The 23,699-nt window shown below is 71.8% G+C and carries 21 protein-coding genes; 14 read left to right on the top strand and 7 right to left on the bottom strand.

Features of this window, described 5'->3' with window-relative positions:
- The first annotated feature begins 7 nt into the window (after positions 1 to 7).
- Genes ACFY0P_RS48840 through ACFY0P_RS48900 form a run of 13 tightly spaced genes read left to right on the top strand, consistent with a single transcriptional unit; the run spans position 8 to position 14,409 of the window.
- Positions 8 to 1,555 (top strand): right-handed parallel beta-helix repeat-containing protein, encoded by a 1,548-nt coding sequence (locus tag ACFY0P_RS48840; RefSeq protein ID WP_388928966.1) that lies wholly within the window; start codon positions 8 to 10, stop codon positions 1,553 to 1,555.
- A 1-nt stretch (position 1,556) separates the two neighbouring features.
- Positions 1,557 to 2,825, top strand: a complete 1,269-nt coding sequence (locus ACFY0P_RS48845) for an O-antigen ligase domain-containing protein (RefSeq protein ID WP_388928967.1) — start codon at positions 1,557 to 1,559, stop codon at positions 2,823 to 2,825.
- A gap of 2 nt (positions 2,826 to 2,827) precedes the next feature.
- Entirely contained in the window at positions 2,828 to 4,069 is a 1,242-nt protein-coding gene (locus tag ACFY0P_RS48850; RefSeq protein WP_388928968.1) for a glycosyltransferase, read from the top strand.
- A complete protein-coding gene (locus tag ACFY0P_RS48855; RefSeq protein ID WP_388928969.1) occupies positions 4,066 to 5,313 on the top strand; it encodes a class I SAM-dependent methyltransferase in 1,248 nt (415 codons plus the stop codon). Before ACFY0P_RS48850 ends, ACFY0P_RS48855 begins: the two co-directional genes overlap by 4 nt.
- Positions 5,310 to 6,104: a sugar phosphate nucleotidyltransferase gene (locus tag ACFY0P_RS48860; protein ID WP_388928970.1), complete on the top strand. Its 795-nt coding sequence runs from the start codon at positions 5,310 to 5,312 to the stop codon at positions 6,102 to 6,104. Before ACFY0P_RS48855 ends, ACFY0P_RS48860 begins: the two co-directional genes overlap by 4 nt.
- The gene (locus ACFY0P_RS48865; RefSeq protein ID WP_388928971.1) at positions 6,101 to 6,748 is read left to right on the top strand and encodes a PIG-L deacetylase family protein; all 648 of its coding nucleotides are present in this window, start codon (positions 6,101 to 6,103) and stop codon (positions 6,746 to 6,748) included. The genes ACFY0P_RS48860 and ACFY0P_RS48865 overlap by 4 nt, the downstream gene beginning before the upstream one ends.
- 6 nt (positions 6,749 to 6,754) lie before the next feature.
- The gene (locus ACFY0P_RS48870) at positions 6,755 to 7,780 is read left to right on the top strand and encodes an NAD-dependent epimerase/dehydratase family protein (protein WP_388928972.1); all 1,026 of its coding nucleotides are present in this window, start codon (positions 6,755 to 6,757) and stop codon (positions 7,778 to 7,780) included.
- Positions 7,768 to 9,051, top strand: a complete 1,284-nt coding sequence (locus ACFY0P_RS48875) for a DUF4910 domain-containing protein (RefSeq protein ID WP_388928973.1) — start codon at positions 7,768 to 7,770, stop codon at positions 9,049 to 9,051. Before ACFY0P_RS48870 ends, ACFY0P_RS48875 begins: the two co-directional genes overlap by 13 nt.
- Complete coding sequence (locus ACFY0P_RS48880; protein WP_388928974.1) at positions 9,048 to 10,346, top strand: hypothetical protein; 1,299 nt, start codon at positions 9,048 to 9,050, stop codon at positions 10,344 to 10,346. Before ACFY0P_RS48875 ends, ACFY0P_RS48880 begins: the two co-directional genes overlap by 4 nt.
- Complete coding sequence (locus tag ACFY0P_RS48885) at positions 10,343 to 11,290, top strand: glycosyltransferase family 2 protein (protein WP_388928975.1); 948 nt, start codon at positions 10,343 to 10,345, stop codon at positions 11,288 to 11,290. The genes ACFY0P_RS48880 and ACFY0P_RS48885 overlap by 4 nt, the downstream gene beginning before the upstream one ends.
- Positions 11,287 to 12,519: a polysaccharide pyruvyl transferase family protein gene (locus ACFY0P_RS48890; RefSeq protein WP_388928976.1), complete on the top strand. Its 1,233-nt coding sequence runs from the start codon at positions 11,287 to 11,289 to the stop codon at positions 12,517 to 12,519. Before ACFY0P_RS48885 ends, ACFY0P_RS48890 begins: the two co-directional genes overlap by 4 nt.
- On the top strand, positions 12,516 to 13,067 hold the full coding sequence (locus ACFY0P_RS48895) for a dTDP-4-dehydrorhamnose 3,5-epimerase family protein (protein WP_388928977.1): 552 nt from the start codon (positions 12,516 to 12,518) through the stop codon (positions 13,065 to 13,067). The genes ACFY0P_RS48890 and ACFY0P_RS48895 overlap by 4 nt, the downstream gene beginning before the upstream one ends.
- 7 nt (positions 13,068 to 13,074) lie before the next feature.
- Entirely contained in the window at positions 13,075 to 14,409 is a 1,335-nt protein-coding gene (locus ACFY0P_RS48900) for a glutamate-1-semialdehyde 2,1-aminomutase (protein WP_388928978.1), read from the top strand.
- Between the two features lie 17 nt (positions 14,410 to 14,426).
- On the opposite strand, the gene ACFY0P_RS48905 is transcribed toward ACFY0P_RS48900, so the two are convergent.
- Genes ACFY0P_RS48905 through dacB form a run of 3 tightly spaced genes read right to left on the bottom strand, consistent with a single transcriptional unit; the run spans position 14,427 to position 17,481 of the window.
- Positions 14,427 to 15,161, bottom strand: a complete 735-nt coding sequence (locus ACFY0P_RS48905; protein ID WP_388928979.1) for a phosphatase PAP2 family protein — start codon at positions 15,159 to 15,161, stop codon at positions 14,427 to 14,429.
- 42 nt (positions 15,162 to 15,203) lie between these two features.
- Complete coding sequence (locus ACFY0P_RS48910) at positions 15,204 to 16,112, bottom strand: hypothetical protein (RefSeq protein WP_388928980.1); 909 nt, start codon at positions 16,110 to 16,112, stop codon at positions 15,204 to 15,206.
- 34 nt (positions 16,113 to 16,146) lie between these two features.
- Positions 16,147 to 17,481: a D-alanyl-D-alanine carboxypeptidase/D-alanyl-D-alanine-endopeptidase gene (gene dacB, locus ACFY0P_RS48915; RefSeq protein ID WP_388928981.1), complete on the bottom strand. Its 1,335-nt coding sequence runs from the start codon at positions 17,479 to 17,481 to the stop codon at positions 16,147 to 16,149.
- Positions 17,482 to 17,634: 153 nt separating this feature from the next.
- On the opposite strand from dacB, the gene ACFY0P_RS48920 reads away from it, so the two are divergent.
- Positions 17,635 to 18,579 carry an AraC family transcriptional regulator gene (locus ACFY0P_RS48920; protein WP_388928982.1) on the top strand — a complete coding sequence of 315 codons (945 nt, stop codon included), beginning with the start codon at positions 17,635 to 17,637 and terminating at the stop codon, positions 18,577 to 18,579.
- 313 nt (positions 18,580 to 18,892) lie between these two features.
- Here ACFY0P_RS48920 and ACFY0P_RS48925 read toward each other — a convergent pair whose 3' ends face one another.
- From ACFY0P_RS48925 to ACFY0P_RS48940, 4 genes are all read right to left on the bottom strand, one after another.
- Positions 18,893 to 20,686, bottom strand: a complete 1,794-nt coding sequence (locus ACFY0P_RS48925) for an FAD-dependent oxidoreductase (protein WP_388928983.1) — start codon at positions 20,684 to 20,686, stop codon at positions 18,893 to 18,895.
- 183 nt (positions 20,687 to 20,869) lie between these two features.
- On the bottom strand, positions 20,870 to 21,859 hold the full coding sequence (locus tag ACFY0P_RS48930; RefSeq protein ID WP_388928984.1) for a zinc-dependent alcohol dehydrogenase family protein: 990 nt from the start codon (positions 21,857 to 21,859) through the stop codon (positions 20,870 to 20,872).
- The gene (locus tag ACFY0P_RS48935) at positions 21,856 to 22,743 is read right to left on the bottom strand and encodes a carbohydrate ABC transporter permease (protein ID WP_388928985.1); all 888 of its coding nucleotides are present in this window, start codon (positions 22,741 to 22,743) and stop codon (positions 21,856 to 21,858) included. The genes ACFY0P_RS48930 and ACFY0P_RS48935 overlap by 4 nt, the downstream gene beginning before the upstream one ends.
- A complete protein-coding gene (locus ACFY0P_RS48940) occupies positions 22,740 to 23,699 on the bottom strand; it encodes a carbohydrate ABC transporter permease (protein ID WP_388928986.1) in 960 nt (319 codons plus the stop codon). The genes ACFY0P_RS48935 and ACFY0P_RS48940 overlap by 4 nt, the downstream gene beginning before the upstream one ends.

Here is a 23,699-nt window from a genome sequence, read left to right on the forward strand (position 1 = left end):
GGGGCACGTGGTGATCAAGAGGCGGCACTGGGCGTTGACGGCGGCACCGTTGGCGCTGGCCCTGCTGACGGCGACCGGCTGCGACAGCACCTCGGGCGCCCAGGCAGCGAAGCCGACCGCCGCGTCGTCCACGTCCATGGCCACGTCCGCGGCCCGAGCTGTCGCCCGGGTGTGCGCCAACCCCGCGACCGGACCGGCGAAGGCGCCGGCGGGCGCGGTGACGGTCGACCCCGCGGTCGTCGGCGACCTGGCGGCGAAGACCAAGAACAGCCCCCCGAACACCACGTTCTGGCTCCGGCCGGGCAAGCACCGGCTCACCCCGGACCGCTACGCCCAGGTCATCCCCAAGAAGGGGGACCGCTACCTCGGCGCGCCGGGCGCGGTGCTCGACGGCGGGAAGAAGAACCAGTACGCGTTCGCGGGCACCGCCCGCGACGTCACCATCCGCTACCTGACCGTGCAGCATTTCGTCGCACCGCAGAACGAGGGCGTGGTCAACCACGACTCGGCCGACGGTTGGGTGATCGAGCACGCCACGATCCAGGACAACTCCGGGGCGGGGCTGATGGCAGGTGCCCACCAGCAGGTCCGCGCCAACTGCCTGCGCGACAACGGGCAGTACGGAATGAACGCCTACAAGAACGGCGGCGGTATCCGCGGCCTGGTGGTCGAGGGCAACGAGATCGTGGGCAACAACACCGACGACTGGGAGCGGCGGCAGCAGGGCTGCGGCTGCACCGGCGGCATCAAGTTCTGGGCTGTCAGCGGCGCCGACATACGCGGCAACTGGGTGCACGGCAACCATGGAGCGGGGTTGTGGGCGGACACCGACAACAACGACTTCCTCATCGAGAACAACGTGCTCGAGGCCAACGACGGTGCCGCGCTGATCTACGAGACCAGCTATAACGCGGTCGTCCGGGACAACACGATCCGGCGGAACAACTGGGTCGAGGGCCGCAAGTACGCCGACCGCGGCGACAACTTCCCGTATGCGGCCGTCTACCTGTCCGAGTCCGGCGGCGAACCACGGATCCGGGCCCGCACCGACAAGATCGAGATCTACCGGAACGTGCTGGAGAACAACTGGTCCGGGATCACCCTGTGGGAGAACGCCGACCGGTTCTGCAACAGCCCGGCCAACACCTCGTCCGGTGACTGCACCCTCCTGGTGAAGAAGACCGACCGCTGCGCGAAGCCGGCGATCGACAAGGCCCCGCTGTACGCCGACTGCCGGTGGAAGACCCAGCGGGTGGACATCCACGACAACCGGTTCGTGCTCGACGAGTCCGTGGTCAAGTGCACGGAGATGTGCGACCGCATGGCGGTGCTGTCCAACTACGGGACCTATCCGGACTGGTCGCCGTACAAGGGCGAGAAGGTGGCCGAGGCGATCACCCACAGACAGGACAACCGCTGGCACCACAACGTCTACCTCGGGCCCTGGCAGTTCGTCGCCTACGACCCGAGCCGGGTGCTCGACTTCGACGAGTGGCAGGGCACGGACTACCGGCAGGACGCGGGCAGCACCCTCGACCCAGGGACCGGTGGTTGAGATGGACACGCAGATGAACGGGCAGACGAACGGGCAGACGGACCCGCGGTCCGGCGCCCAACCGGGCTCCGCCGGCACCCCGAGGATCGTCGGGATCGTCTGGGGGCTGCTGGTCCTCAACACGCTCGGCTCCGCCGGGGCGAAGACCATCGTCCCGCTGCCCCGCTCCCTCATCCAGATGGTCACCATGGGCGCCCTGGTCGCCGCCTTCACGCTGGCGCTCGCGGTCAACCTCCGGCTGCGCATCCGCCCCAGCGCCTACCTGCTCCTGCTCACCCTGCTGCTGGTGACGAGCGTGATCTCCAGCGCCAACCTGGAGTCCGGGTTCGGCGCGCTGTTCCGCTGCTTCCGGCTGACGCTCTTCATCGGCACACTGTGGCTGCTCAGCCGCTGGTGGGACGGCAGCCTGACGTTCGTCCGGTACCACATCCGGGCGTACTTCGCGGTGCTCGGATCGGTGGCCGCCGGCCTGGCCGTCTCACCGGGCGCGGCCCTGCCCGACCTCTACGGCGGACGCCTGGTCGGCGCGCTGTGGCCGCTCACCCCGCCGCAGATCGGGCAGTACGCGGCGGTGATCATCGGGCTCACCGCGCTGCTCCTGCTGGGCCGCCGGACCGACCGGACGAGCGCCGCGGTGGTCATCGTGCCGTCCTTCGTGCTGCTCGCGCTGACCCATACCCGGACGGCCACGCTCGGCCTGCTCCTCGGGCTGGCGCTGGCGATCGGCTCGCTCATCCTGACCAGCGCGGCCGCCCGCCGGTTCTTCACCTGGGCGGTGCTGGTCGGCGTGGTGGCCGCGGTGGGGTTCGCCTCCGCCCTGCAGACGTGGTTCCTGCGCGGACAGAGCAAGGAGAACTTCTCCAGCCTCACCGGCCGGGCCAAGGTCTGGGACGCCCTCCTCGCCGCGCCCCGGACGACCTCGGAGAAGCTGCTCGGCGTGGGCCTCGGCGACAAGTCGTTCGGCGGGCTGCCGATCGACAACAGCTGGCTGGCGGTCTACAACGAGCAGGGTCTGTTCGGCGTCACTCTAGTTGCGATCATCATCGTCGTCCTTGGCGGCGTCGCGCTGCTGCGGCCACCGTCGCTGCAGCGGGCCTGCGCGATCTTCCTGATCAGCTACTGCGCGATCGCCTCGTACACCGAGGCCGGGCTCGGCGACGCCTCGCCGTACCTGCTGCATCTGGCCCTGGCCGCCTCGCTGCTGGCGGCACCCGCCGCGGCGACACCCGTCCCGACGCCCGGACTCCCCAGACGATCGGAGGTGACCTGAGCATGCACGTCCTCGTGGTGCACAACCGCTACGGCTCCGCACAGCCGAGCGGGGAGAACAAGGTCGTCGACCAGGAGGTGGAGCTGCTGCGCGCGGCCGGCCACCGGGTCGAGGTGTTCGAGCGGCGCAGCGACGACATCGCCGCCCGGTCGCTTCTCGGCAAGGTCGCGGTGCCGCTCCTGGTGCCGTGGAACCCGGCGGTCCGCACGGAACTCGCCGCCCGGCTGCGCGCCGAGCGGCCCGACGTGGTGCACGTCCACAACGTCTTCCCGCTCCTGTCGCCCGCGGTCCTCGCCGCCTGCGCCGACGCCGGTGTGCCCGCCGTCGCCACGCTGCACAACTACACCCAGGTCTGCCCGCCCGGCACGCTCCAGCGGGACGGCCGGCCGTGCACCGAGTGCGTCGGCTCCACACCACTGCCCGCCGTCCGGCACGGCTGCTACCGGGGCTCCCGCCTCGCGACGGTGCCGCTCGCGGTCAGCCTGTCGGCCAACCGGCGGCGGTGGTGGTCCGGCGTGGAGCGGTTCCTCTGCATCTCCGCGGCCCAGCGCGACGTCCTGGTCCGGTCCGGCATGCCGGCCGAGCGCTTGGCGGTGAAGCACAACTTCGTGCCCGACCCGGGCGCGCGCCGGGAAGGCGAGGGGGAGCAGGTGCTCTACCTCGGCCGGCTCGCGGAGGCCAAGGGCGTACGGCTGCTCATGGCCGCGTGGGACGACATCGCGGCGAGCGGCGGGGTGGGCGTGCCGCTCGTGATCGCCGGCACGGGTCCGCTGGAGCGAGAGGTGACCGCCTGGGCCGCGGGCCGGGACGACGTGCGCTACGCCGGCCTGCTGGACACGGCGGCGTGCCGCAAGGCCGTCGCCCGGTCGGTCGCCGTGGTGGCTCCCTCGACGTGGCTGGAGGCGTTCGGCCTGGTGGTCGTGGAGGCGATGGCGGCCGGGGTCCCGACCGTCGCCGCCGGCCACGGCGCCTTCGTCGAACTCGTCGAGGACGGCGTCACCGGACTGCTGCACCGCCCGGGCGAGTCCGCCTCGCTCGCGTCCTGCATACGCCGGATCGCGGCCGACCCGGACCGCAACCGGGAGATGGGCCGGGCCGCCCGCCGCCGCTACGAGCAGGGCTTCAGCCCGGCCGTCGGACTGGCGCGCCTGGAGGAGGAGTACCGCACCGCGATCGCGGGGCGGTCGGCACAGGCCCGTGGCGGGGACATCCGCGCGGGCAGGGGGGATGGGGACAGCAGATGACACGATGCCGACTCTGCGGCTCGGAAGCGATGGCGAGCGTCGTCGACCTCGGGGCGACGCCACCATGTGAGAGCTTTCTCGCCGCGGACCAACTGGACGATCCGGAGCCGGCGTACCCGCTGCACCTGCGGGTCTGCACCGACTGCTGGCTCGCGCAGATCCCGCCGCTGATCACGCCGGAGGAGACGTTCAAGGAGTACGCCTACTTCTCCTCCTTCTCGACCTCCTGGGTGGAGCACGCGCGCACCTTCGTCGCCGACGCCGTGCAGCGGCTTCCACTCGGTCCCGACGCCTTCGTGGTCGAGGTGGCGAGCAACGACGGGTACCTGCTGAGGCACGTGGTGGACCAGGGGATCCGCTGCCTCGGCATCGAGCCCTCGGTGAACGTCGGCGCCGCGGCACGGGAGGCGGGCGTGCCCACGCTCACGGAGTTCCTCTCCCCGGACACCGGCGCGGCCGTCCGCGCCGAGCACGGCCCGGCGGACCTGGTCGTGGCCAACAACGTGTACGCGCACATCCCCGACGTGGTCGGGTTCACCCAGGGGCTGCGCGCCCTGGTCGCCGACGACGGCTGGGTCTCCATCGAGGTGCAGCACCTGCTGACCCTCATCGAGGAGAACCAGTACGACACGATCTACCACGAGCACTTCCAGTACTACACGGTGGCTTCGGCGATCCGGGCCCTTGCGAGCGGCGGACTCGCCCTCGTGGACGTCGAGTTGCTGCCCACGCACGGTGGCTCCATCCGGCTGTGGGCCCGGCCCGCCGAGGCGGCCGGCGAGCCGACGCGACGGGTGGCCGACGTCCTGGAGCGGGAGAAGGCCGCCGGGCTCCAGGAGCTCTCCGGGTACGCCGAGTTCTCCGCCCGGGTGGCCAAGGTGCGCCGGGACCTGCTGCGGTTCCTCATCGACGCGGCCGAGCGCGGCGAGACGGTCGTCGGCTACGGCGCCCCGGGCAAGGGCAACACCCTGCTCAACCACTGCGGCATCCGCCCCGACCTGCTCGCCTACACCGTCGACCGCAACCCCTACAAGCACGGCAGGTTCACCCCGGGCACCCGCATCCCCATCCTGGCGCCCGAGCAGATAGCCGCCGACAGGCCGGACTTCGTCCTCGTCCTCCCGTGGAACCTGCGGGCCGAACTCGTCGACCAGCTGTCCTTCGTCCACGAGTGGGGCGGCCGGCTCGTCTTCCCCATCCCGGAACTGAGCATCGTCGAGGCCGCGAAAGAGGTCACATCATGAAGGTCGTCCTGTTCTGCGGCGGTTACGGGATGCGGATGCGCAACGGCACCTCCGACGACGTGCCCAAACCGATGGCGATGGTCGGCCCGAGACCGCTGATCTGGCACGTCATGCGCTACTACGCGTACTTCGGGCACACCGATTTCATCCTGTGCCTCGGGTACGGGGCCCACCACATCAAGGACTTCTTCCTCAACTACGAGGAGACCACCTCCAACGACTTCGTCCTGCGCGGCGGGAAGACCGAACTGCTCTCCACCGACATCGCCGACTGGACCATCACCTTCGCCCAGACCGGCATCGAGTCACCCATCGGGGAGCGGCTGCGCCGGGTACGGCACCACCTGGACGGCGACGAGATGTTCCTCGCCAACTACGCCGACGTGCTCACCGACGCCCCGCTGCCCGAGATGATCGACAAGTTCGCCGCGCGCGACGCCGGGGCGTCGATGATGGTCGTGCCGCCGCAGTCGTCGTTCCACTGCGTGGAGCTGGGCGAGGACGGCCTGGTGGGCGGTATCACCGCGGTGAGCGAACTGCCGCTGTGGGAGAACGGCGGCTACTTCGTGCTCCGCCAGGAGGTCTTCGACCACATACCGGAGAACGGCGACCTGGTCGCCGACGGATGCGCCCAACTGGCCAAGCGGGGACGGCTGGTGGCGCACCAGCACCGCGGCTTCTGGAAGCCGACCGACACCGTGAAGGAACGGGCCGCGCTCGACGAGGCCTACACCCGGGGCGACCGCCCGTGGGCCGTGTGGGAGCGGGACCGAGCCGGAGCCAGAGCGTGATCCGGCTCGGGGCCGGGCCCCTGCACCGGATCGTCGCGGTGGGCGCGCACTGCGACGACATCGCGATCGGCGCCGGCGGCACGCTGCTGACGCTGTGTCAGGCGTGGCCGGGTATCCGGGTCGACGCGCTGGTGCTCACCGGCGGCGGCAGCGAGCGCGAGCAGGAGGAGCGGGCCGCGCTCACCGCCTTCTGCCCGGGTGCCGACCTGCGGCTGACCGTGCACAAGCTGCCGGACGGCCGCTTCCCGGCCCACTGGGAGGAGGCCAAGTCCGCGGTGGAGGAGCTGCGCGCGCAGACCGACCCGGACCTGGTCCTCGCACCGCGCACCGACGACGCCCACCAGGACCACCGCGGCCTGGCCAAGCTGATGACGACCGCGTTCCGGGACCACCTCGTGCTCGGCTACGAGATCGTCAAGTGGGACGGCGACCTCGGCCGGCCGGCCGCCTACCAGCCGCTGGCGCCGGAGACCGCCGAAGAGAAGGTGCGGCTGCTGCAGGAGCACTACCCCTCGCAGCGGCACCGGCCCTGGTACGACCGGGAGGCCTTCCTGGGCCTCGCCCGGATCCGCGGCATCGAATGCCACGCGCGCTACGCCGAGGCGTTCGCCGTCACCAAACTCACGCTCAACCTGGGGGGTTGAACCACCTTGCGCGTACTACTGACCGGACACCAGGGCTACCTGGGCACCGTGATGGCCCCGGTCCTCAAGGCCGCCGGACACGACGTCGTCGGCCTCGACGCCGGACTGTTCGCCGACTGCGTCCTCGGCCCGCGGCCCGACGACCCGCCCGGGCACCGGGTGGACCTGCGCGACGTCACCGCCGAGCACGTGGGCGGGGTGGACGCCGTGATCCACCTGGCCGCGCTCTCCAACGACCCGCTCGGCTCCCTGGCACCGGAACTCACCTACGACATCAACCACCACGCGTCCGTGCACCTGGCCCGGCTGGCCCGCGAGGCCGGAGTACGGCGCTTCCTGTACGCGTCGACCTGCTCGGTGTACGGCGCCGCCGGCGGTGACGACCTGGTGACCGAGGACGCCCCGCTGCGCCCGGTGACCCCGTACGCGGAGTCGAAGGTCCGGGTGGAGGACGACCTGCACGCGCTGGCCGACGACGACTTCACCCCGGTGTTCATGCGCAACGCCACCGCGTTCGGCTACTCGCCCCGGCTGCGCGCCGACATCGTGCTCAACAACCTGGTGGGGCACGCCCTTTTGTCCGGCGAGGTCCTTGTGCTCTCCGACGGCACCCCCTGGCGCCCCCTGGTGCACGCCGCCGACATCGCGCGCGCCTTCACGGCCGCGCTGACCGCGCCGCGCGAGGCGGTGCACGACCGGGCGTTCAACATCGGCAGCGAGGTCAACAACGTCACCGTCGCCGAGATCGCCGAGCAGGTCGCCGAGGCGGTCACCGGCTCCAAGGTGGTGATCACCGGGGAGACCGGCGCCGACCCGCGGTCCTACCGGGTGGACTTCTCCCGGTTCCGCGCCGCGATACCCGGCTTCGACTGCGAGTGGACCGTGAAGCAGGGCGCGCTCGAACTCGCCGACGCCTACCGGAAGTTCGACCTGACCCGGGAGGACTTCGAGCAGCGCTACACCCGGCTCGCCGTGCTGCGCTCGGCGTCCGACGCCGGCACCGTCGACGACACCCTCAGGTGGCGCCGGTGACCGACGTGAGCGAGGAGATGTACGCGCTGGTGGAGCGGATGTACCCGCTCTGCCGGAGCATCACCGGCGACGGTGTGCGCGCCACCCTGGACATCGTCGGGGAGTACATCCCGCTGCAGGTGCACGAGGTGCCGACCGGGACGCAGGTGCTCGACTGGACGGTCCCGCAGGAGTGGAACATCCGGGACGCGTACATCGCGGACGGCACCGGCCGGCGGGTCGTCGACTTCGCCGCGTCCAGCCTGCACGTGCTCGGCTACAGCGTGCCGGTGTCGGCGACCATGCCCCTCGCCGAGTTGCGCGGCCACCTGCACACCCTGCCCGACCACCCGTCCTGGGTGCCCTACCGCACCAGCTACTACAAGCCGGACTGGGGTTTCTGCCTGGCCCAGGAGACCCTGGACGCGCTGCCGGACGGCGACTACGAGGTGCGCATCGACTCCACCCTCGCCGACGGCCACCTCACCTACGCCGAGTACGTGGTCCCCGGACAGGTCGCCGACGAGGTCATCGTCTCCTGCCATGTCTGCCACCCGTCACTGGCAAACGACAACCTGGCCGGCATCGCGGTGGCGACGTACCTGGCCAGAGCCCTTGCGGAGCAGCCGACCTACTACACCTACCGGTTCCTGTTCGCACCCGGCACCATCGGGGCGATCACCTGGCTGGCCCGCAACGCGGAGCGGGTCGACCGGGTCAAACACGGGCTGGTACTGGCCTGCGCCGGGGACCCCGGCCGGCTGACGTACAAGCAGAGCAGGCGGGGCGACGCGGAGATCGACCGGGTGCTCCAGCATGTGCTGACCGCGTCCGAACGCCCGCACCGGGTCGCCGAGTTCACCCCGTACGGCTACGACGAGCGACAGTTCTGCTCGCCCGGGTTCAACCTGGGCGTGGGCTCGCTCACCAGGACCCCGTACGCCGGCTACCCCGAGTACCACACCTCCGCGGACAACCTGGACTTCGTCTCCCCGGCGGCGATGGCGGACACCCTCGCCGTCTGCCGCGAGGCGTTCGCCGTCCTCGACCGCAACCGGCGGTACGTGAACCTCAGTCCCTACGGCGAACCGCAGCTGGGCCGGCGCGGGCTGTACGACGCGCTGGGCGGCCGCAGCGACACCAAGCAGGCCCAGATGGCCATGCTCTGGGTGCTCAGCCTCTCCGACGGCGAGCACAGTCTGCTGGACGTCGCCGAGCGGTCCGGGCTGCCGTTCGACACCGTCGCCGCCGCGGCCGATGCCCTGCGCGGCGCCGACCTGGTCAAGGAATGACGCCCATGACCACCCAGGGGGAGAAGACGACGGCACCGGCCGGGTCCGCCAGGCGGGCCCTCGTCGGCCGGCTGTCCTGGGGACTGGCCGACCAGGCGGCCTCCAGCATCAGCAACTTCGCGGTGGGGCTCTACGTGGCCCGCTCGCTCGGGGTGACCGCGTTCGGCGTGTTCAGCCTGGCCTGGGTGACCTACGGCGTGGTGCTCAACGTCTCCCGGGGCCTGGCCACCGACCCGCTCGTGGTGCGCTTCAGCGGCGTGCCGGAGGCGTCCTGGCGAGGGGCGGTGGCCCGGTCGACGGGGACCGCGCTCGGCGTCGGCGGGGCCCTCGGCGTCGTGTGCCTGGCGGCCGGGCTCGGCCTCGGCGGCCGCGTGGGGCCCGCGTTCACCGCCCTCGCGGTCGTGCTGCCGGGGCTGCTGCTCCAGGACGCCTGGCGGTTCTCGTTCTTCGCCGCCGGCGCCGGACGGAAGGCGTTCGTCAACGACGTGGTGTGGGGCATCGCGCTCGTCCCGGCCATGGTGGCGGCGGCCCACGTGGACACCGTGGCCGCCTTCGTGCTCGCCTGGGGCGCGTCCGCCACGGTCGCGGCGGGGTACGGCTACCTCCAGTCCGGCATCTACCCCCGGATGGCCGAGGCCCGCGGCTGGCTGCGCGAGCAGCGCGATCTCGGCTACCGGTACCTGGTCGAGAACGTCAGCCTCAGCGGCGCCAGCCAGGTGCGCGCGTACGGGCTCGGCGTGATCGTCGGGGTCGGCGCGGTGGGCGCGGTGCGGGGCGCCGAGCTCCTGATGGGCCCGTTCCTCGCCGTGCTGATGGGGCTCTCGCTGGTCACCGTCCCGGAGGCGGCACGGGTGCTGCGGCGGGCCCCGCACCAACTGGGCAGGTTCTGCCTCCTCCTCGGCGGCGGGCAGGCCGCCGGAGCGCTGCTCTGGGGTTCGGCGCTGCTGCTGATGCCGGACCGGCTCGGCGACCTGGCGCTCGGCGACGTCTGGCACTCCTCCTCGCACCTCATCGTGCAGATCACCCTCAGCGTCGCGGGAGCGGGCCTCGGCACCGGCGCGGCGGCCGGGCTGCGCGCCCTCGGTGCGGCCCGGCGCAGCCTGCGCTGCCAGCTGTTCGCCTCCGCCTGCTACGTCGGCGGCGGGCTCGGCGGTGCGGCCGCCGCCGGCACGGCCGGCTCGGCCTGGGGCGTCGCCGCCGCGACCCTCAGCGGCTCGGCCGTGTGGTGGCTGCAACTGCGGTCCGCCCTGCGCGAGCACCACCACAACCCCGTTCCCGAAGTGAGGACCTCATGACCGCCCGACCCAGGCTGAGCATCGGCCTGCCCGTGTACAACGGCGAGGAGTACCTGGCCGAGTCGTTCGACGCCCTGCTCGGCCAGACCTACGAGGACTTCGAACTGGTCGTCTCCGACAACGCCTCGACCGACGGGACCGAGAACATCTGCCGCAAGTACGCGGCGCAGGACTCCCGCATCCGGTACCACCGGCTGCCCCGGAACATCGGCGCCACCCCGAACCACAACCACGTGTTCGCCGAGTCCCGCGGCGAGCTCTTCAAGTGGGCCTCGCACGACGACCTCTACGGCCGCGACCTGATCCGGCGCTGCGTGGAGGCCCTGGACGAGCGGCCCGACGTCATCCTCGCCCACACCGACCAGGCGGTCATCGACGGCGACGGGCAGGTGACGGTCCCCTACGAGTACACGCTCGCCACCGGCTCGCCGCACGCCCCGGAGCGCTTCCGCAGCCTGCTGTTCGAGCCGGGCGGCGACGACTTCTACGGGGTGATGCGCGCCGACGTGCTGCGCCGGGTGAAGCCGATGGACAGCTACCACCACGCGGACCGCACGTTCGTCGCCGAGATCACCCTGCACGGGCGCTTCCACCAGGTGCCGGAGCTGCTGTACTTCCGCCGCGACCACCCCACCCGCGCCGAGCGCGCGAACCCGTCCAAGCGCTCCCGGTGCGTCAACCTGGACCCGCGCCGGGCGGGGCTCCTGCACCCGACGCCCCGGCTGCTCGCCGAGTACGTCTGGGGCTTCGCCTCGGCGATCCGGCGGGCGCCCCTGTCCCCGGCCGACCGGCGCGCGTGCTACGGCCACCTGGCCGCCTGGATGACCAGCCGGGTCCGGCCGGGCGCCGGCGAGCGGGTCGAGGACCGCGCCCCGGTCGACCCGGCCCTGCTCACGGTCTCCGTCGACGCCCTCGTCGCCGGCCGCGAGGGAAGGCAGTCATGACGCCGACGCACGAAGCTCCGGTGCGCGTCGGGGTGTTCGGCCTGCTCGGCTCCGGCAACCTCGGCAACGACGGATCGCTCGAGGCCGTCCTCGGGTACCTGCGCGCCGACCACCCGGAGGCCGTCGTGGACGCGCTGTGCGGCGGACCCGAGGCGGTGACGGCCCGGTTCGGGATCCCGGCCACGCGGCTGCACTGGAACCGCGCGGAGTACCGGACCGCGTCCCGTGCGGGCGCGATCGCGGCGAAGGGGCTCGGCAAACTCGTCGACGTCTTCCGCACCGCCTCCTGGGTGCGCCGGCACGACGTGGTGATCGTGCCAGGCATGGGCGTCCTGGAGGCCACACTGCCGCTGCGGCCCTGGGGCTTCCCGTACGCGCTGTTCCTGCTCTGCGCGAGCGGCCGGCTGCTGGGCACCCGGGTCGCGCTGGTCAGCGTCGGTGCCGCCGAGATCCGCAACCGGCCCACCCGGGCCCTGGTGCGCTGGTCGGCACGGCTCGCCGCGTACCGGTCCTACCGGGACGGCCAGTCCCGGGACGCGATGCGCGCGATGGGCGTGCACACCGCACACGACGAGGTCTACCCCGACCTCGCGTTCTCCCTCCCGACACCACGGGCGAGCGCGCCCACCGGCACGCCGGGTCGCGTCTGCCTCGGCGTCATGGACTTCCACGGCGGCAACGACGACCGCGCCCAAGCCGAGGAGATCTACCGGCGCTACCTCGACGGGACGATCAAGTTCGTCCGCACGCTGGTCGAGGAGGGCAGGCCCGTGCGGCTCCTCACCGGCGACCAGTGCGATCTGTCGGTGGTCGACGCCGTCCTCGACGCGGTCGACTCACCGCTGGTCACCGCGGCCGAACCGGCCTCACTGGCCGACCTGATGAACGAGATGGCGGCCGCCGACACCGTGGTGGCCGTCCGCTACCACAACCTGATCTGCGCGCTGAAGACCGGAACGCCCGTGCTCGCCCTCTGCTACGCGGCGAAGAGCGAAGCGCTCATGGAGCGGATGGGCCTGGGCGCGTACTGTCACCCGGCCCGCGAGGTCGACGCCGACCGGCTCCTCGAACAGTTCCGGGACCTGGAGAAGCACGCGGCGGAGCTACGGCAGACCCTCGCCGAGCGGAACCGGGTCGCCGCACAGCAACTCGCCCAGCAGTTCGCCGCCTTGACCACGACCCTGTTCCCGGCGAACGACCACGCCCACGCCCCACGGAAGGCTTCATGAAAGCGACCGAAGTCCCGGAGATCGCCGGCGCGTTCCTGTTCGAGCCGACGCCGTACGCCGACGAACGCGGCTTCTTCTGCCGCACCTTCGACGCCGACGTGGTCCGCTCGGTGGGCCTGGACCCGGACGCCTTCGTCCAGGACAGCGTGTCCCGCTCGGTCCGCGGCGTACTGCGCGGCCTGCACCTGCGCTCCGGCGCCGGCGAGGCCAAGCTGGTGCGGTGCTCGTACGGGCAGATCTTCGACGTCGTCGTGGACCTGCGGCCGGACTCGCCGACGTACCTGGGCCGGGCCTTCTTCGAGCTGTCCGGCGAGACGCAGAAGACCGTGTACATCCCGGCGGGGTGCGCGCACGGTTTCCAGGCTCTTACCGAAATCGCGGACACCTCTTACCGTATTGACCGTCAGCACGATCCGTCCGAGGACGTGACGATCGCCTTCGACGACCCGGAACTCGCCCTTCCCTGGCCACTTCCGGTCACCTCGATGTCCCAACGGGACCGGGAGGCGCCGAGCCTCGCCGAGGTCCTGAAGCACCAAGAAAGATGAGGTCTGCGTGCACACCCAAGACACCGAGGGGTTGCTCCTGCCCCGCTCGCGGCAGGCCAACGAGCGGCTGCACGCTCTGATCCCGGGAGGCGCGCACACCTACGCCAAGGGCGACGACCAGTACCCCGAGAACCTGGCCCCGGTCATCAGCCACGGCAGCGGTGCCCACGTGTGGGACGTCGACGGCAACCGCTACATCGAGTACGGCTCCGGCCTGCGGTCGGTCAGCCTCGGCCACGCCCACCCGCGCGTGGTCGAGGCGGTACGGCGGGAACTCGACCGCGGCAGCAACTTCGTCCGGCCGTCCATCGTCGAGGTCGAGGCCGCCGAACGCTTCCTGGCCACGGTGCCGACCGCCGACATGGTGAAGTTCGCGAAGAACGGCTCCGACGCCACCACCGCCGCGGTGCGCCTCGCCCGCGCCGTCACCGGGCGCTCGCGGGTGGCCCTCTGCGCCGACCACCCGTTCTTCTCCGTCGACGACTGGTTCATCGGCACCACGCCGATGAGCGCCGGCATCCCGGCGTCGACCACCGAGCTCACCGTGTCCTTCCCCTACGGGGACCTGGCCGCCACGGAGGAACTGCTCACCCGGTACCAGGGCGAGATCGCCTGCCTGATCCTGGAACCCGCCACCCACACCGAGCCGCCGCCGGGGTACCTCGCCGGCCTGCGCGAGCTGGCCGACCGGCACGGCTGCGTGCTGGTCTTCGACGAGATGATCACCGGCTTCCGCTGGTCCGAGGCCGGCGCCCAGGGCCTGTACGGCGTCGTCCCCGACCTCTCCACGTTCGGCAAGGCGCTGGGCAACGGGTTCGCCGTCTCCGCGCTGGCCGGGCGACGCGACCTCATGGAACGGGGCGGACTGCGCGATTCCGCCGACCGGGTGTTCCTGCTGTCCACCACCCACGGTGCGGAGACGCACTCCCTGGCAGCCGCGATGGCCGTGCAGACCACCTACGTCGAGGAGGGCGTCACCGCGCGCCTGCACACCCTCGGCGAGCGGCTGGCCGCCGGTGTCCGCGACGCCGCGGCCACCATGGGCGTCGGCGACCACGTCGTCGTCCGGGGCCGGGCCAGCAACCTGGTCTTCGCCACCCTCGACGAGAACCTGCAGCCGTCGCAGCCGTACCGCACGCTGTTCCTCCGGCGGCTCCTCGCGGGCGGGGTGCTCGCCCCGTCGTTCGTGGTGAGCAGCGCCCTCGACGAGGCGGACATCGACCGCACCGTCGACGTGGTGGCCGAGGCGTGTGCGGTGTACCGGCAGGCGCTGGAAGCCGCCGACCCCACCGCCTGGCTGGCCGGGCGAGCGGTGAAGCCCGTGTTCCGCCGCCTGGCGTGAGGTGACCTGACGTGACGTCAGCGGCGCTCCCGCGGGCCCGCGCCGGTCATCCGCTCGACCCTCTGGCCGGCCGTCCGGTCGGCCAGCCGGTCGATCAGCCACGCGGTCGGCGGTATCACCGCCAGCGCGGTGCACCAGCCCCCGAGGGCGTCGGTCGGGTAGTGAGCGCCCAGCCGGACCTCGGCCCAGCCCATGGCGGCGCCGGCGGCCAGCGCCGCGCCGAGCACGAGTGACGTGCCGGCCGCCCTGCCGAGGCCGAGCCGACCGGTCGCGAGCAGCGCAGCCATGAGGGCGAGCGCGGTGAAGAAGGCGGTGTGCCCGCTCGGGTAGGACAGGTTGCCCGGGCCGTGGATGGTGCGCCCCACCACATGCTTGAGCAGCGTGGTCGTCCCCACGGTCAGGCCGGTGCCGGCGGCGACGAGCGCCGCCGCGCGGGGCCGCCGCAGCAGCAGGCAGCCCGCCACGCAGGCCACGATCACCATCGCCGATCCCGCGGGTTCCCCCAGGAAGTCCAGGGCCAGGGCGACGTGCCGCCACGGCGGCCGCACACTGTCCGCCGTCGGCGGGACGATCCACCGGTCCACCCTGCCGGGCTCGCCGTGGCCGGCGTACCGGACCCCGAGTACGGCCACCACCAGCGCGGCGAACGCCGCGATCCGCCCGAGCCACGCGCGCAGCGACGGGGGCAGCACCGCACGTGCCGCGCACTGCGCCGGGCCGACCTCCAGGTCCGCTCCCGCCAGGCGATCCAACGCGAGCCCCCCGTCGTCTCCGACCCACCCAGCCTCCGCTCGTCACCCTAACCAACAATCCGCGGAGACGTGCGAGCAGTGCCGGGACAACTCTTCGAGGACGCGCGGCCGACTGGGAGGATCCACCTCCCAGCAGGGAGCAATCCGGTCGTGGTCCCGGTTCTGGTCGCAGGCGCACAACGAACGCACGGAAACCCTGCGCACGGGGAGGTACGGCGCCGGCGCCGATCCGCTTCCTGATCCGCCCCGGAACACTCGCCGCCCGTACAGGTCGCCCGACTCCGCACCGCGCCCGTCCCGGGCCTGCGCCGCCCGGGGCAGGACCTCGATGAGCAGGCGGCGGGCCCCCCGCCGGCCGGACAGGTCGACGCACTCCCAGACCGCCAGCCCTTCGACGAAGGCCAGGAACCCGCCGGCGTACTCCTCGTAGCGACCGAGCAGGGCCGCCGCGACCGCCTCGGACGAGGTGTGCGGGGCAGGACTCGGCAAGTCCGCCGCGACGAGATCCGAGACCCGCGGTGCGGGTACCGGAGCCGTCGAATCCGCCCGGGCCAGAGCGAGGTGCTCGGCACGCGTCAGGTCGACCTCGTCGAGACCGAACGGCAGGTCCAGCTCCTGCATGGCCTCGAAGAACGCCACCACCACGACCACCGGGTGCGCGGCGCGCAACACGTCCGTCCGCTCGGCCCGGCTGTGCGCCCTGCCGAGACGCGCGCCGATGCCCTGCACCGCGTCCCGGCCGAGTCCGAGCACGCGGCCCCTGGCGTCGGCCATCCCGATCACCGTGCCGCTGATCCCGCCGGTCGCCGGGTTGAGCGCGCCGCCGAGGACCCGGTCGAGCGCCGCCGGCCGTGCCGTTCGGCACCTAGCAGTTCCAGTGCGTCGCCGAACCTCAGCAGTCTGCGCGCCCCCATGCCCCCCACTCCCCGTGATCGGCCTCCACTGTGGCACGTGCGGGCTTCCGGAGGAACGCAGACCGATTGCCTTATGCCCAGCAGCCGTTGACCGTGGCCGCCAGGCCGTCGAGGGCGTCCTTGGTGGCGGCCGGGTCGGCGGTGGAGTTGTTCTCGATGAAGGAGAAGACCTTCCAGCGCCCGTCCGCGGCCTTGGTCAGCCCGCTCAGCGCGATCGCACCGGTGAGCGTGCCGGTCTTCGCCCGCACCTTGCCGACGGCGCACTGCGAGTCCGCGGTGTCGAAGCGCCCCCACTCGGGACCCAGGGTGGAGCCGGCCTCTCCCGCGACGGGCAGGCCGTCGATGATGTACTTGAGGGTCCGGGCGTTGCGCGCGTCGTCCGCGACGTCGAGGATGTCGGCGATGGTCTGTGCCGGGATGCGGTTGGCGCGGGACAGACCGCTGCCGTCGTGGATCTCGTAGTGGGCCAGCGAGACGCCGTACCCGCGGAGCACCTCGCGTACGACCGCCGTGCCGTCCTCGAAGGTCGGCCGCCGGTCGGCACCGATCGCGGTCATCCGCAGCAGGGTCTCGGCGATGTCGTTGTCACTCACCTTGAGCATGTGCTCCACGATGGTGGAGAGTCTGTCGGACTTGTGCTGGGCGACCGGCACGTCGCCCGCCTCGGCCGTGCCGTGGGTGACGCTGCCCGTGACGGTGACGCCCTGCTGGGCGAGGAACCCGGCGAAGACCTGGCCCGCGTCCAGGGACGTGTCCGTGACCTGGTGGCCGTCGACCACGAGCGCCCGTACCGGTGCGACGGAGTCCGGGTAGTAGCCGTCGTTCCAGCCGGTCGCGAGCGTGGGCTCGGGGAAGAGGCTGTCGTCGACCTGGACCTTGACCGAGGTGAGACCCGCGCTCTTGAGCCCCGCGACGGCGGTTTGGGCCATCGCGTCGAGGGCGGCGCTGGTCAGGGTGCGGTCGCCGCCGCCGACGAGGGTCAGCGTGCCGTTGCCGTAGACCGCCTTGGTGGTGAACCGGTGGTGGGGGCCGAGCACCGTCAACGCGGCGGTGGCGGTGCCGAGTTTGGTGTTGGACGCGGGCATCAGCGCGGTGGTCGCGTCGTGGCCCCAGACGGCCTTGTCGGACGCGGCGTCGATGACGACGCCGCTGAGCGTGGTGCCGAGTCGGGTGTCCTGGACGCGCGTGTCTAGATTGTCCGCGATCTTCTGCTCGGCGGGGTCGAGTGCCGTGGCCGCGGTCCTGGAGACGGCCTTGTCGGCGGCGAAGGCGCTCGTGCCGAAGAGGACCGTCCCGGCGATGGGGGCGGTCACGGCGACGACGGCGACCCGGCGGAGTGCGGGGTGGACGGCTCTCGCCCTGCGGTGACCGGCGCTCGTACGGACGGAGGATGGGGGGTTGGACATGCAAGCCTCGTCGAAGTGCTGGTGGGACAACGGGAGTTGGGAGGGAGATCTTGAATTCCCAGGGTGAAAGCTACAGGCGTGATCCTGTTCTCCCCGCACGGTTTCCTGCATCCGGCTCCACGGATCCCGCCCCCGGGGGAATACCCTGGGCGAATGACGACCGGCATGCCGTCGGGGCCCGTGCGCTTCAGCACGATCGGACTGCCCGAGGCCCAGCGGGTCGCGCTGTGGGAGAACCACAACGCGACCGCGCTGATCGGCCTGCGCTGCCGGTCGCTCGAGGACCAGGCCCTCGAGGCGACCGAGATCAACCTCCAGCTCCCCAGGGTTCATGTGGCCCGGGTGACGGGGAACCCCCACGTCGTCGAACGCACCCGTGCGGTCGTCCGGCGTCTGCCGTCCGAGGCCATCGCCTGCTATCTGACGCTGGTCGGCGAGGCGTTCTTCTACCACGACGACGGCGTGCAGGTGGTCCGGCCCGGGCAGCTGATCGTGTGCGACGCGGACCGGCCCTTCATGCGGGGCTTCTCCCAGGGCCTCGAGGAGCTGGCCGTCAAGGTGCCGCGTCAGGTGTGGCGGGAGGTCGCCGGGCCGGAGCCGCTGGAGCTCCCCAGAGTGCTCGACTTCGGCACCGGCGACGTCCAGGCCAGGGCGCTGGCGCGGCTGGCGGGCCGGGCCGTGCACCCCGAGACGTCCCGGCCGGTCGACGAGGACACCCTGCTGGACCTGCTCGCCGGTGTGGTGACCGGCCGCCCGGCCGCGCTCTCGACCGTCCATCTGGCGATGGCCAAGGCCTACGCCGAGGACCGCCTGGCCGACAGCGGCCTCAACGCGGCCCGGATCGCCAAGGGCATCGGGATCAGCGAGCGCCATCTGTCCCGGGTGTTCGCGGCGGGCGGTACGACTGTTCCGCAGTACCTGCTCGCACGCCGGCTGGAGGGGGCGCGGGCCCTGCTGGCCGGGGGCGGGAACCCGACCGTCGCCGAGGTGGCCGCGCGCTGCGGCTTCGCTTCGGCCGCGCACTTCTCGCACCGGTTCAAGGAGCGGTACGGGGTGCGCGCCACCGACGTGCTGCGGGAGGCCCGGGCGGGCGGCTGACGGCCGGCGGCCCGCGAGGAGCCGAACCCGCCGCCCGGCCGGGGCGGGTCAGGCACCGTCGGGCGCAAGCACGATCTCAACCGGACCCGGGACCAGGCGCGCCCCGCCAGGCGGGGGCGGCGGCCCGGGTCTCGCCGGTCATGGCCGTGCTCCTTCCCGGGCCGCACGCACCAGCCGGAGGACCGGCCCGAGCGTGACGGCCCGCGGGTTGTCGGGCGGGGCGGCGGCGACCTCGGCGCTCGCGCCGGCGGCCGCCGCACCGGCCGCGCACCGGACACGCCGCGGCCGGGTCTCCTGGTCGAGGCGTACCGGCTCAGGCCCTTCCCAGTACGGCGGTCAGGGCGTCGCGCAGCCGGACCTCCGGGTCGTCCGGCAGGGTCGTGGCACGCCAGGCGATGTGCTTGTCGGGGCGGACCAGCAGCGCTCCGCTCTCCTCGACCTCGCGCAGCTTGGCCCAGTCGTAGTAGAGGTCGGTGACCTCCCGCCCCGGACCGATGACGACCGTGGCCAGCGGCACCCCGAGTTCCTGGCCGACCTTCTCGGCCGCGCTCTCCCAGGCCTCGCCCGCGATGCCGGTGACGAGCGTCCAGCGGTCGTACGGCGCCACGTCCATCAGCGCCTTGCGGTGCGTGCTGTCCCCGACCCAGGCGTGCGGCAGATGCGCGCCCGGCACCGTGGACATCTCGTAGTAGAGGTCGGGATCGCGCGGTGAGACGGGTGGCGCGCTGCCGTCGGAGAGGATCGCCGACGAGGTGTAGAACTGGCCGAGTTCGACGCCGTGCGCGTTGAACTCGTAGTTCTTCAGGTCCATCGCCCGCACCAGCGCGGCCCGTTTGGCGGCGCCCGCGGGGGTGTTGGCCTTGCGCTCCTCGATCGCGGCCGTCATCTCGGCCTCCGTCGTGGCGTCGAGGACACCGAGCGCCTTGAAGATGTCGACGAACTCCCGGCTCGACCTGTTGGCCCGCTTCACGATCCGCTCGGCCACCGGCGCCCGCTCGGCGGAGTAGGTGTCGAGCAGTGCGGGACCCGCCTGGCCCTTGAGGACGGCCGCCAGCTTCCAGACGAGGTTGTAGGCGTCCTGCACCGAGGTGTTGGAGCCGAGGCCGTTGCTCGGCGGGTGCCGGTGGACCGCGTCGCCCGCGCAGAACACCCGGCCGCTGTGCAGGCGCGTGGCGTACATCTCGTTGTTGCCCCACAGGCTGGTGCCGGTGATCTCGACATCGAGGTCGGGCATGCCGAGGAGGTTGCGGACGATCTGGACCGCCGCCGCCTCGTCGACCTGTGGGGGCTCCTCGTCGATGTCGTAGCCCCACACGATCAGCCACTCGTTCCAGGGGCGGACCATCCGGACCAGCCCCGCGCCGATCCCGCCGACGTTCGAGCCGGGCTGGATCACCCAGTACAGGACGGAGGGCCGGTGGGAGACGTAGCGGCTGATGTCGGCCTTGAAGGTGATGTTCATCGAGCCGGCGATGTCCATCGCCCCCTCGAAGGGCAGGCCGATGTCGGCGGCGACCATGGAGCGGGCGCCGTCTGCGCCGATCAGGTACTTGGCGCGGATCAGGTACGTCTTCCCGGTCAGCCGGTCCAGGACGTCGACGGTGACGCCCTCCGCGTCCTGCGTGTGGGAGAGGTACTCGGTGGAGAACCGCACCTGGGTGCCGCGCCTGGCGGCGTTGCGGACCAGGATCGGTTCCAGGTAGGTCTGCGGGATGTCGACGGTGAGACAGGGCGAGGCGAGCCGGTAGTCCGCCTCGCGGTCCGGGCGGGTGCCCCAGGTGTGGATCCGGCCGATCTCCTCCCCGGCGATGCTGGTGCAGAACACCGTGTCGCCGACGAGGGTGTGTTCCGTGGCGTCGGCGAGTACCTGGTCCTCGATGCCGACGTCGCGGAAGACCTCCATGGCCCGCTGGTTGGTGATGTGGGCGCGCGGGGTGTTCGCCGTCCAGCGGTACTTGGTGATCATGATGTTGTCCACGCCGAGCGTGGCGAGCAGCAGGGCCGCGGCGGCGCCCGCCGGTCCGGATCCCACGACCAGGACGTCCGTGGTCATCACCGGACCGGAGGGCAGTTCCGTCTCGGCGGTCCCGTCGTCGAATTCCGGCATCCTGGGCACCTTTCGTCCGTCCGGCGTCGTCGCCGGGGCTTCACTGTGCAGCCGGCGGCGCCTGATCGCAGCGGTGACGGACGTTCTCGGCGGAAACCGCAAGAGACGGCGGATCCGGGAAGACCGGCCCGCCCCGTGCCGCGCCGCCGCGCGCGGGCCCCGGCGCGGACGGGCGCCCCGGGCTCAGGGCAGGACGACGATCTTGCGCCCCTGGCCGGCCGCGAACCGGTCAAGGGCCTGCGGGTACTCCGCCAGCGGCAGCCGGTGGCTGATGAAGACCTGCGGATCGAGGACTCCGGAGGCGAAGAGCTCCGCCGCGCGTTCGTAGCTGTGCAGTACCGCCATGGAACCGGTGATCGTGATCTCCTGGTTGTAGATGCGGTACGGCGAGATGGTCGCCGTCGTCGCGTAGTCGGCGACCCCGAACTGCAGGAACGTACCGGCCTTGGCGACCCGGTCCAGGCCGTCCTGGATGGCGGCCGCGTTGCCGGTCGCGTCGACCACCACGTCCCAGCCGCCCGGCCGTGCCAGCTCGTCGGCCGACGGCGCCGTCCGGGACGAACCCAGCTTCTCGGCCGTGGCGAGCCGCTCCGCGTTGAGGTCGACGACGTCCACCGAGGCGGCGCCGGTGCGCTTGGCCAGCTCCAGCATCATCAGGCCCATCGTGCCGCTGCCGTAGATCAGCACATGGGAGCCGAGCCGGCTGTTGAGCACGTCGTAGCCGCGTACCGCGCAGGACAGCGGTTCGATCAGGGCGGCGTCCTGGACGTCCACGTGGTCCGGCAGCCGTACGCAGTTGGCGACGGGCGCCACGGCGTACTCGGCGGCGCCGCCCGCCACGGTCACCCCGATCGCCTGCCAGCGGTCGCACAGGTTGTTGTGGCCGGTCCGGCAGTAGCGGCACTCGTTGCAGTACAGCGAGGGGTCCACGGCCACCCGGTCGCCGATGGCGAGTTCGGTCACCTCGCGGCCGATGCCCACGACAAGACCGGCGAACTCGTGGCCCGGCACGACCGGCAGGGTCGGTGCGAACTCGCCCTGCAGGATGTGCAGATCGGTTCCGCACAGCCCGCAGGCCGCCACCTCGACCACGACCTCGCGCGGTCCGGGAGTGGGATCGGGCACCGTGGTGACGGTGACCTTGCCGGGTGCTTCGATGACGGCGGCTTTCACTTGACTGCTCCTAGGGACAGGCCACGGACCAGTTTGTCCTGGGCGGCGAAACCGGCGACGAGGACCGGCAGGGAGACCAGGGTCGCGGCGGCGCAGAGCCGGGCGAGGAAGAGGCCCTCGCTGGTGATGAAGCCGACGAGGAAGACCGGCGCCGTCGACGCGTTGGTCGCGGTGAGGTTCACGGCGAACATGAACTCGTTCCAGCTGAAGATGAAGCAGATCAGCGAGGTGGCCGCCAGGCCGGGCGCCGCGACCGGAGCGACGATCCGCCACAGCACGGTGAGCAGGCCCGCGCCGTCGACCTCGGCGGCCTCCAGGATCTCCCGGGGCACCTCGGCGAGGAACGAGCGCATCATCCACACCGCGATCGGCAGGTTCATGGCGGTGTAGAGAACGATCAGCGTCCACACGTTGTCCAGCATCCCGGCGTCCTTGACGATCAGGTACACCGGCAGCAGGGCCGCGATGGCGGGCAGGAACTTGGTGGACAGGAAGAAGAACATCACGTCGGTCCACTTCTTGACCGGCTTGATGGACAGCGCGTAGGCCGTCGGCACCGCGAGGGCCAGCACCAGAAGCGTCGAAATGACGCTGGCCATGGCCGAGTTGAGGAGGAACGGCGTGATGTCCCGGCTGAACAGCAGCCGGTACTGGCCGAAGGTGAGCGGGGCGAGCAAACTCGGCGGGTTGGTCGCCGCGTCCGCCTCCTGGTGGAAGGAGGTGAGCACCATCCACGCCACCGGCGCGAAGAACGCCAGCGTGGCCAGCCAGGCGACGAAGGTCCACAGCGGCGACAGCCGCGGCGCACCCCCCTGCTCGTCCTGGCGCCGGCGGAGCAGTTTCCTGACTCCCACGCCGGGCGCGGCGACGGCTGCCTGTGTCATCGGGACACCTCCTCGCGGAACAGTGACGCGATGGTGCGCAGCGCGAAGGTCGCGATCACGATCGAGCCGAGCACGACGACCACGCCGGCGGCGGCCGCCTGGCCGTACTCGTACTTGCGGAACATGGTCAGGTAGATCTCGTAGGGCAGGTTGGTCGTCTGCGACCCGGGGCCGCCCTGGGTGATCGTGTAGACCGCGTCGAAGGTCTGGACGACGTAGATCGTGCCGAGCAGGATGCCCAGCTCGATGTACTGGCGCAGGTGCGGCAGGGTGATGAAGCGGAAGGTCGCCGACGCCGACGCCCCGTCCACGCGGGCCGCCTCCAGGACGTCACCGGGCTGCGCCTGCAGACCCGCCAGCAGGATCAGCATCATGAACGGCGTCCACTGCCACACCAGCGACACGACGACGGCGGGCATCGGATACGACGAAACCCAGTCGATCGTGGGCCCGTTGGCGGCGCCGAAGAGCCGGTACACGGCGTTGAGGGTGCCGTTGAGCAGACCGTAGTCGGGGTTGTAGATGGCGTGCTTCCACAGCAGCGCGGCCGCCACCGGCATCACGAGGAACGGCGCGATCAGCAGCGTCCGCGCCAGACCGCGGCCCGCGAACCGGCGGTCCAGCAGCAACGCCAGACCGAGGCCGAGCACCACGCTGATGAGCACCACCGACGCGGTGAGCACGATGGTGTTGAGCACCGCGGTGCGCAGCCGCTCGTCGGTGAAGACGAACGTGAAGTTGGACAGGCCGACGAAGTGCCGGTCGCCCGGCTTGAGGATGTTCCACTGGAGCGTGGAGATCACGATGGTGGCGACGAAGGGCAACTGCGTGACGACGATGGTGAAGACGAGCGCCGGGAGCAGCGGGAGGCGGCGCTTCCACTTGGCGAGGGCCGGGGACCGTCGCGTCCGGGCCGGCGGTGGTGCGGTCGTGGGTGGAGCGGTGAGCGTGGTCAT

This window comes from Streptomyces sp. NPDC001714, from assembly GCF_042892755.1.
In the GTDB taxonomy this organism is placed as follows: domain Bacteria; phylum Actinomycetota; class Actinomycetes; order Streptomycetales; family Streptomycetaceae; genus Streptomyces.

Bases quoted from the DNA above. Each gene is read 5' to 3' on its own strand.
- ACFY0P_RS48845 (WP_388928967.1), top strand. From the start codon at position 1,557: ATGGACACGCAGATGAACGGGCAGACGAACGGGCAGACGGACCCGCGG.
- ACFY0P_RS48850 (WP_388928968.1), top strand. From the start codon at position 2,828: ATGCACGTCCTCGTGGTGCACAACCGCTACGGCTCCGCACAGCCGAGC.
- ACFY0P_RS48855 (WP_388928969.1), top strand. From the start codon at position 4,066: ATGACACGATGCCGACTCTGCGGCTCGGAAGCGATGGCGAGCGTCGTC.
- ACFY0P_RS48860 (WP_388928970.1), top strand. From the start codon at position 5,310: ATGAAGGTCGTCCTGTTCTGCGGCGGTTACGGGATGCGGATGCGCAAC.
- ACFY0P_RS48880 (WP_388928974.1), top strand. From the start codon at position 9,048: ATGACGCCCATGACCACCCAGGGGGAGAAGACGACGGCACCGGCCGGG.
- ACFY0P_RS48885 (WP_388928975.1), top strand. From the start codon at position 10,343: ATGACCGCCCGACCCAGGCTGAGCATCGGCCTGCCCGTGTACAACGGC.
- ACFY0P_RS48890 (WP_388928976.1), top strand. From the start codon at position 11,287: ATGACGCCGACGCACGAAGCTCCGGTGCGCGTCGGGGTGTTCGGCCTG.
- ACFY0P_RS48895 (WP_388928977.1), top strand. From the start codon at position 12,516: ATGAAAGCGACCGAAGTCCCGGAGATCGCCGGCGCGTTCCTGTTCGAG.
- dacB (WP_388928981.1), bottom strand. From the start codon at position 17,481: ATGTCCAACCCCCCATCCTCCGTCCGTACGAGCGCCGGTCACCGCAGG.
- ACFY0P_RS48920 (WP_388928982.1), top strand. From the start codon at position 17,635: ATGACGACCGGCATGCCGTCGGGGCCCGTGCGCTTCAGCACGATCGGA.
- ACFY0P_RS48925 (WP_388928983.1), bottom strand. From the start codon at position 20,686: ATGCCGGAATTCGACGACGGGACCGCCGAGACGGAACTGCCCTCCGGT.
- ACFY0P_RS48935 (WP_388928985.1), bottom strand. From the start codon at position 22,743: ATGACACAGGCAGCCGTCGCCGCGCCCGGCGTGGGAGTCAGGAAACTG.
- ACFY0P_RS48940 (WP_388928986.1), bottom strand. From the start codon at position 23,699: ATGACCACGCTCACCGCTCCACCCACGACCGCACCACCGCCGGCCCGG.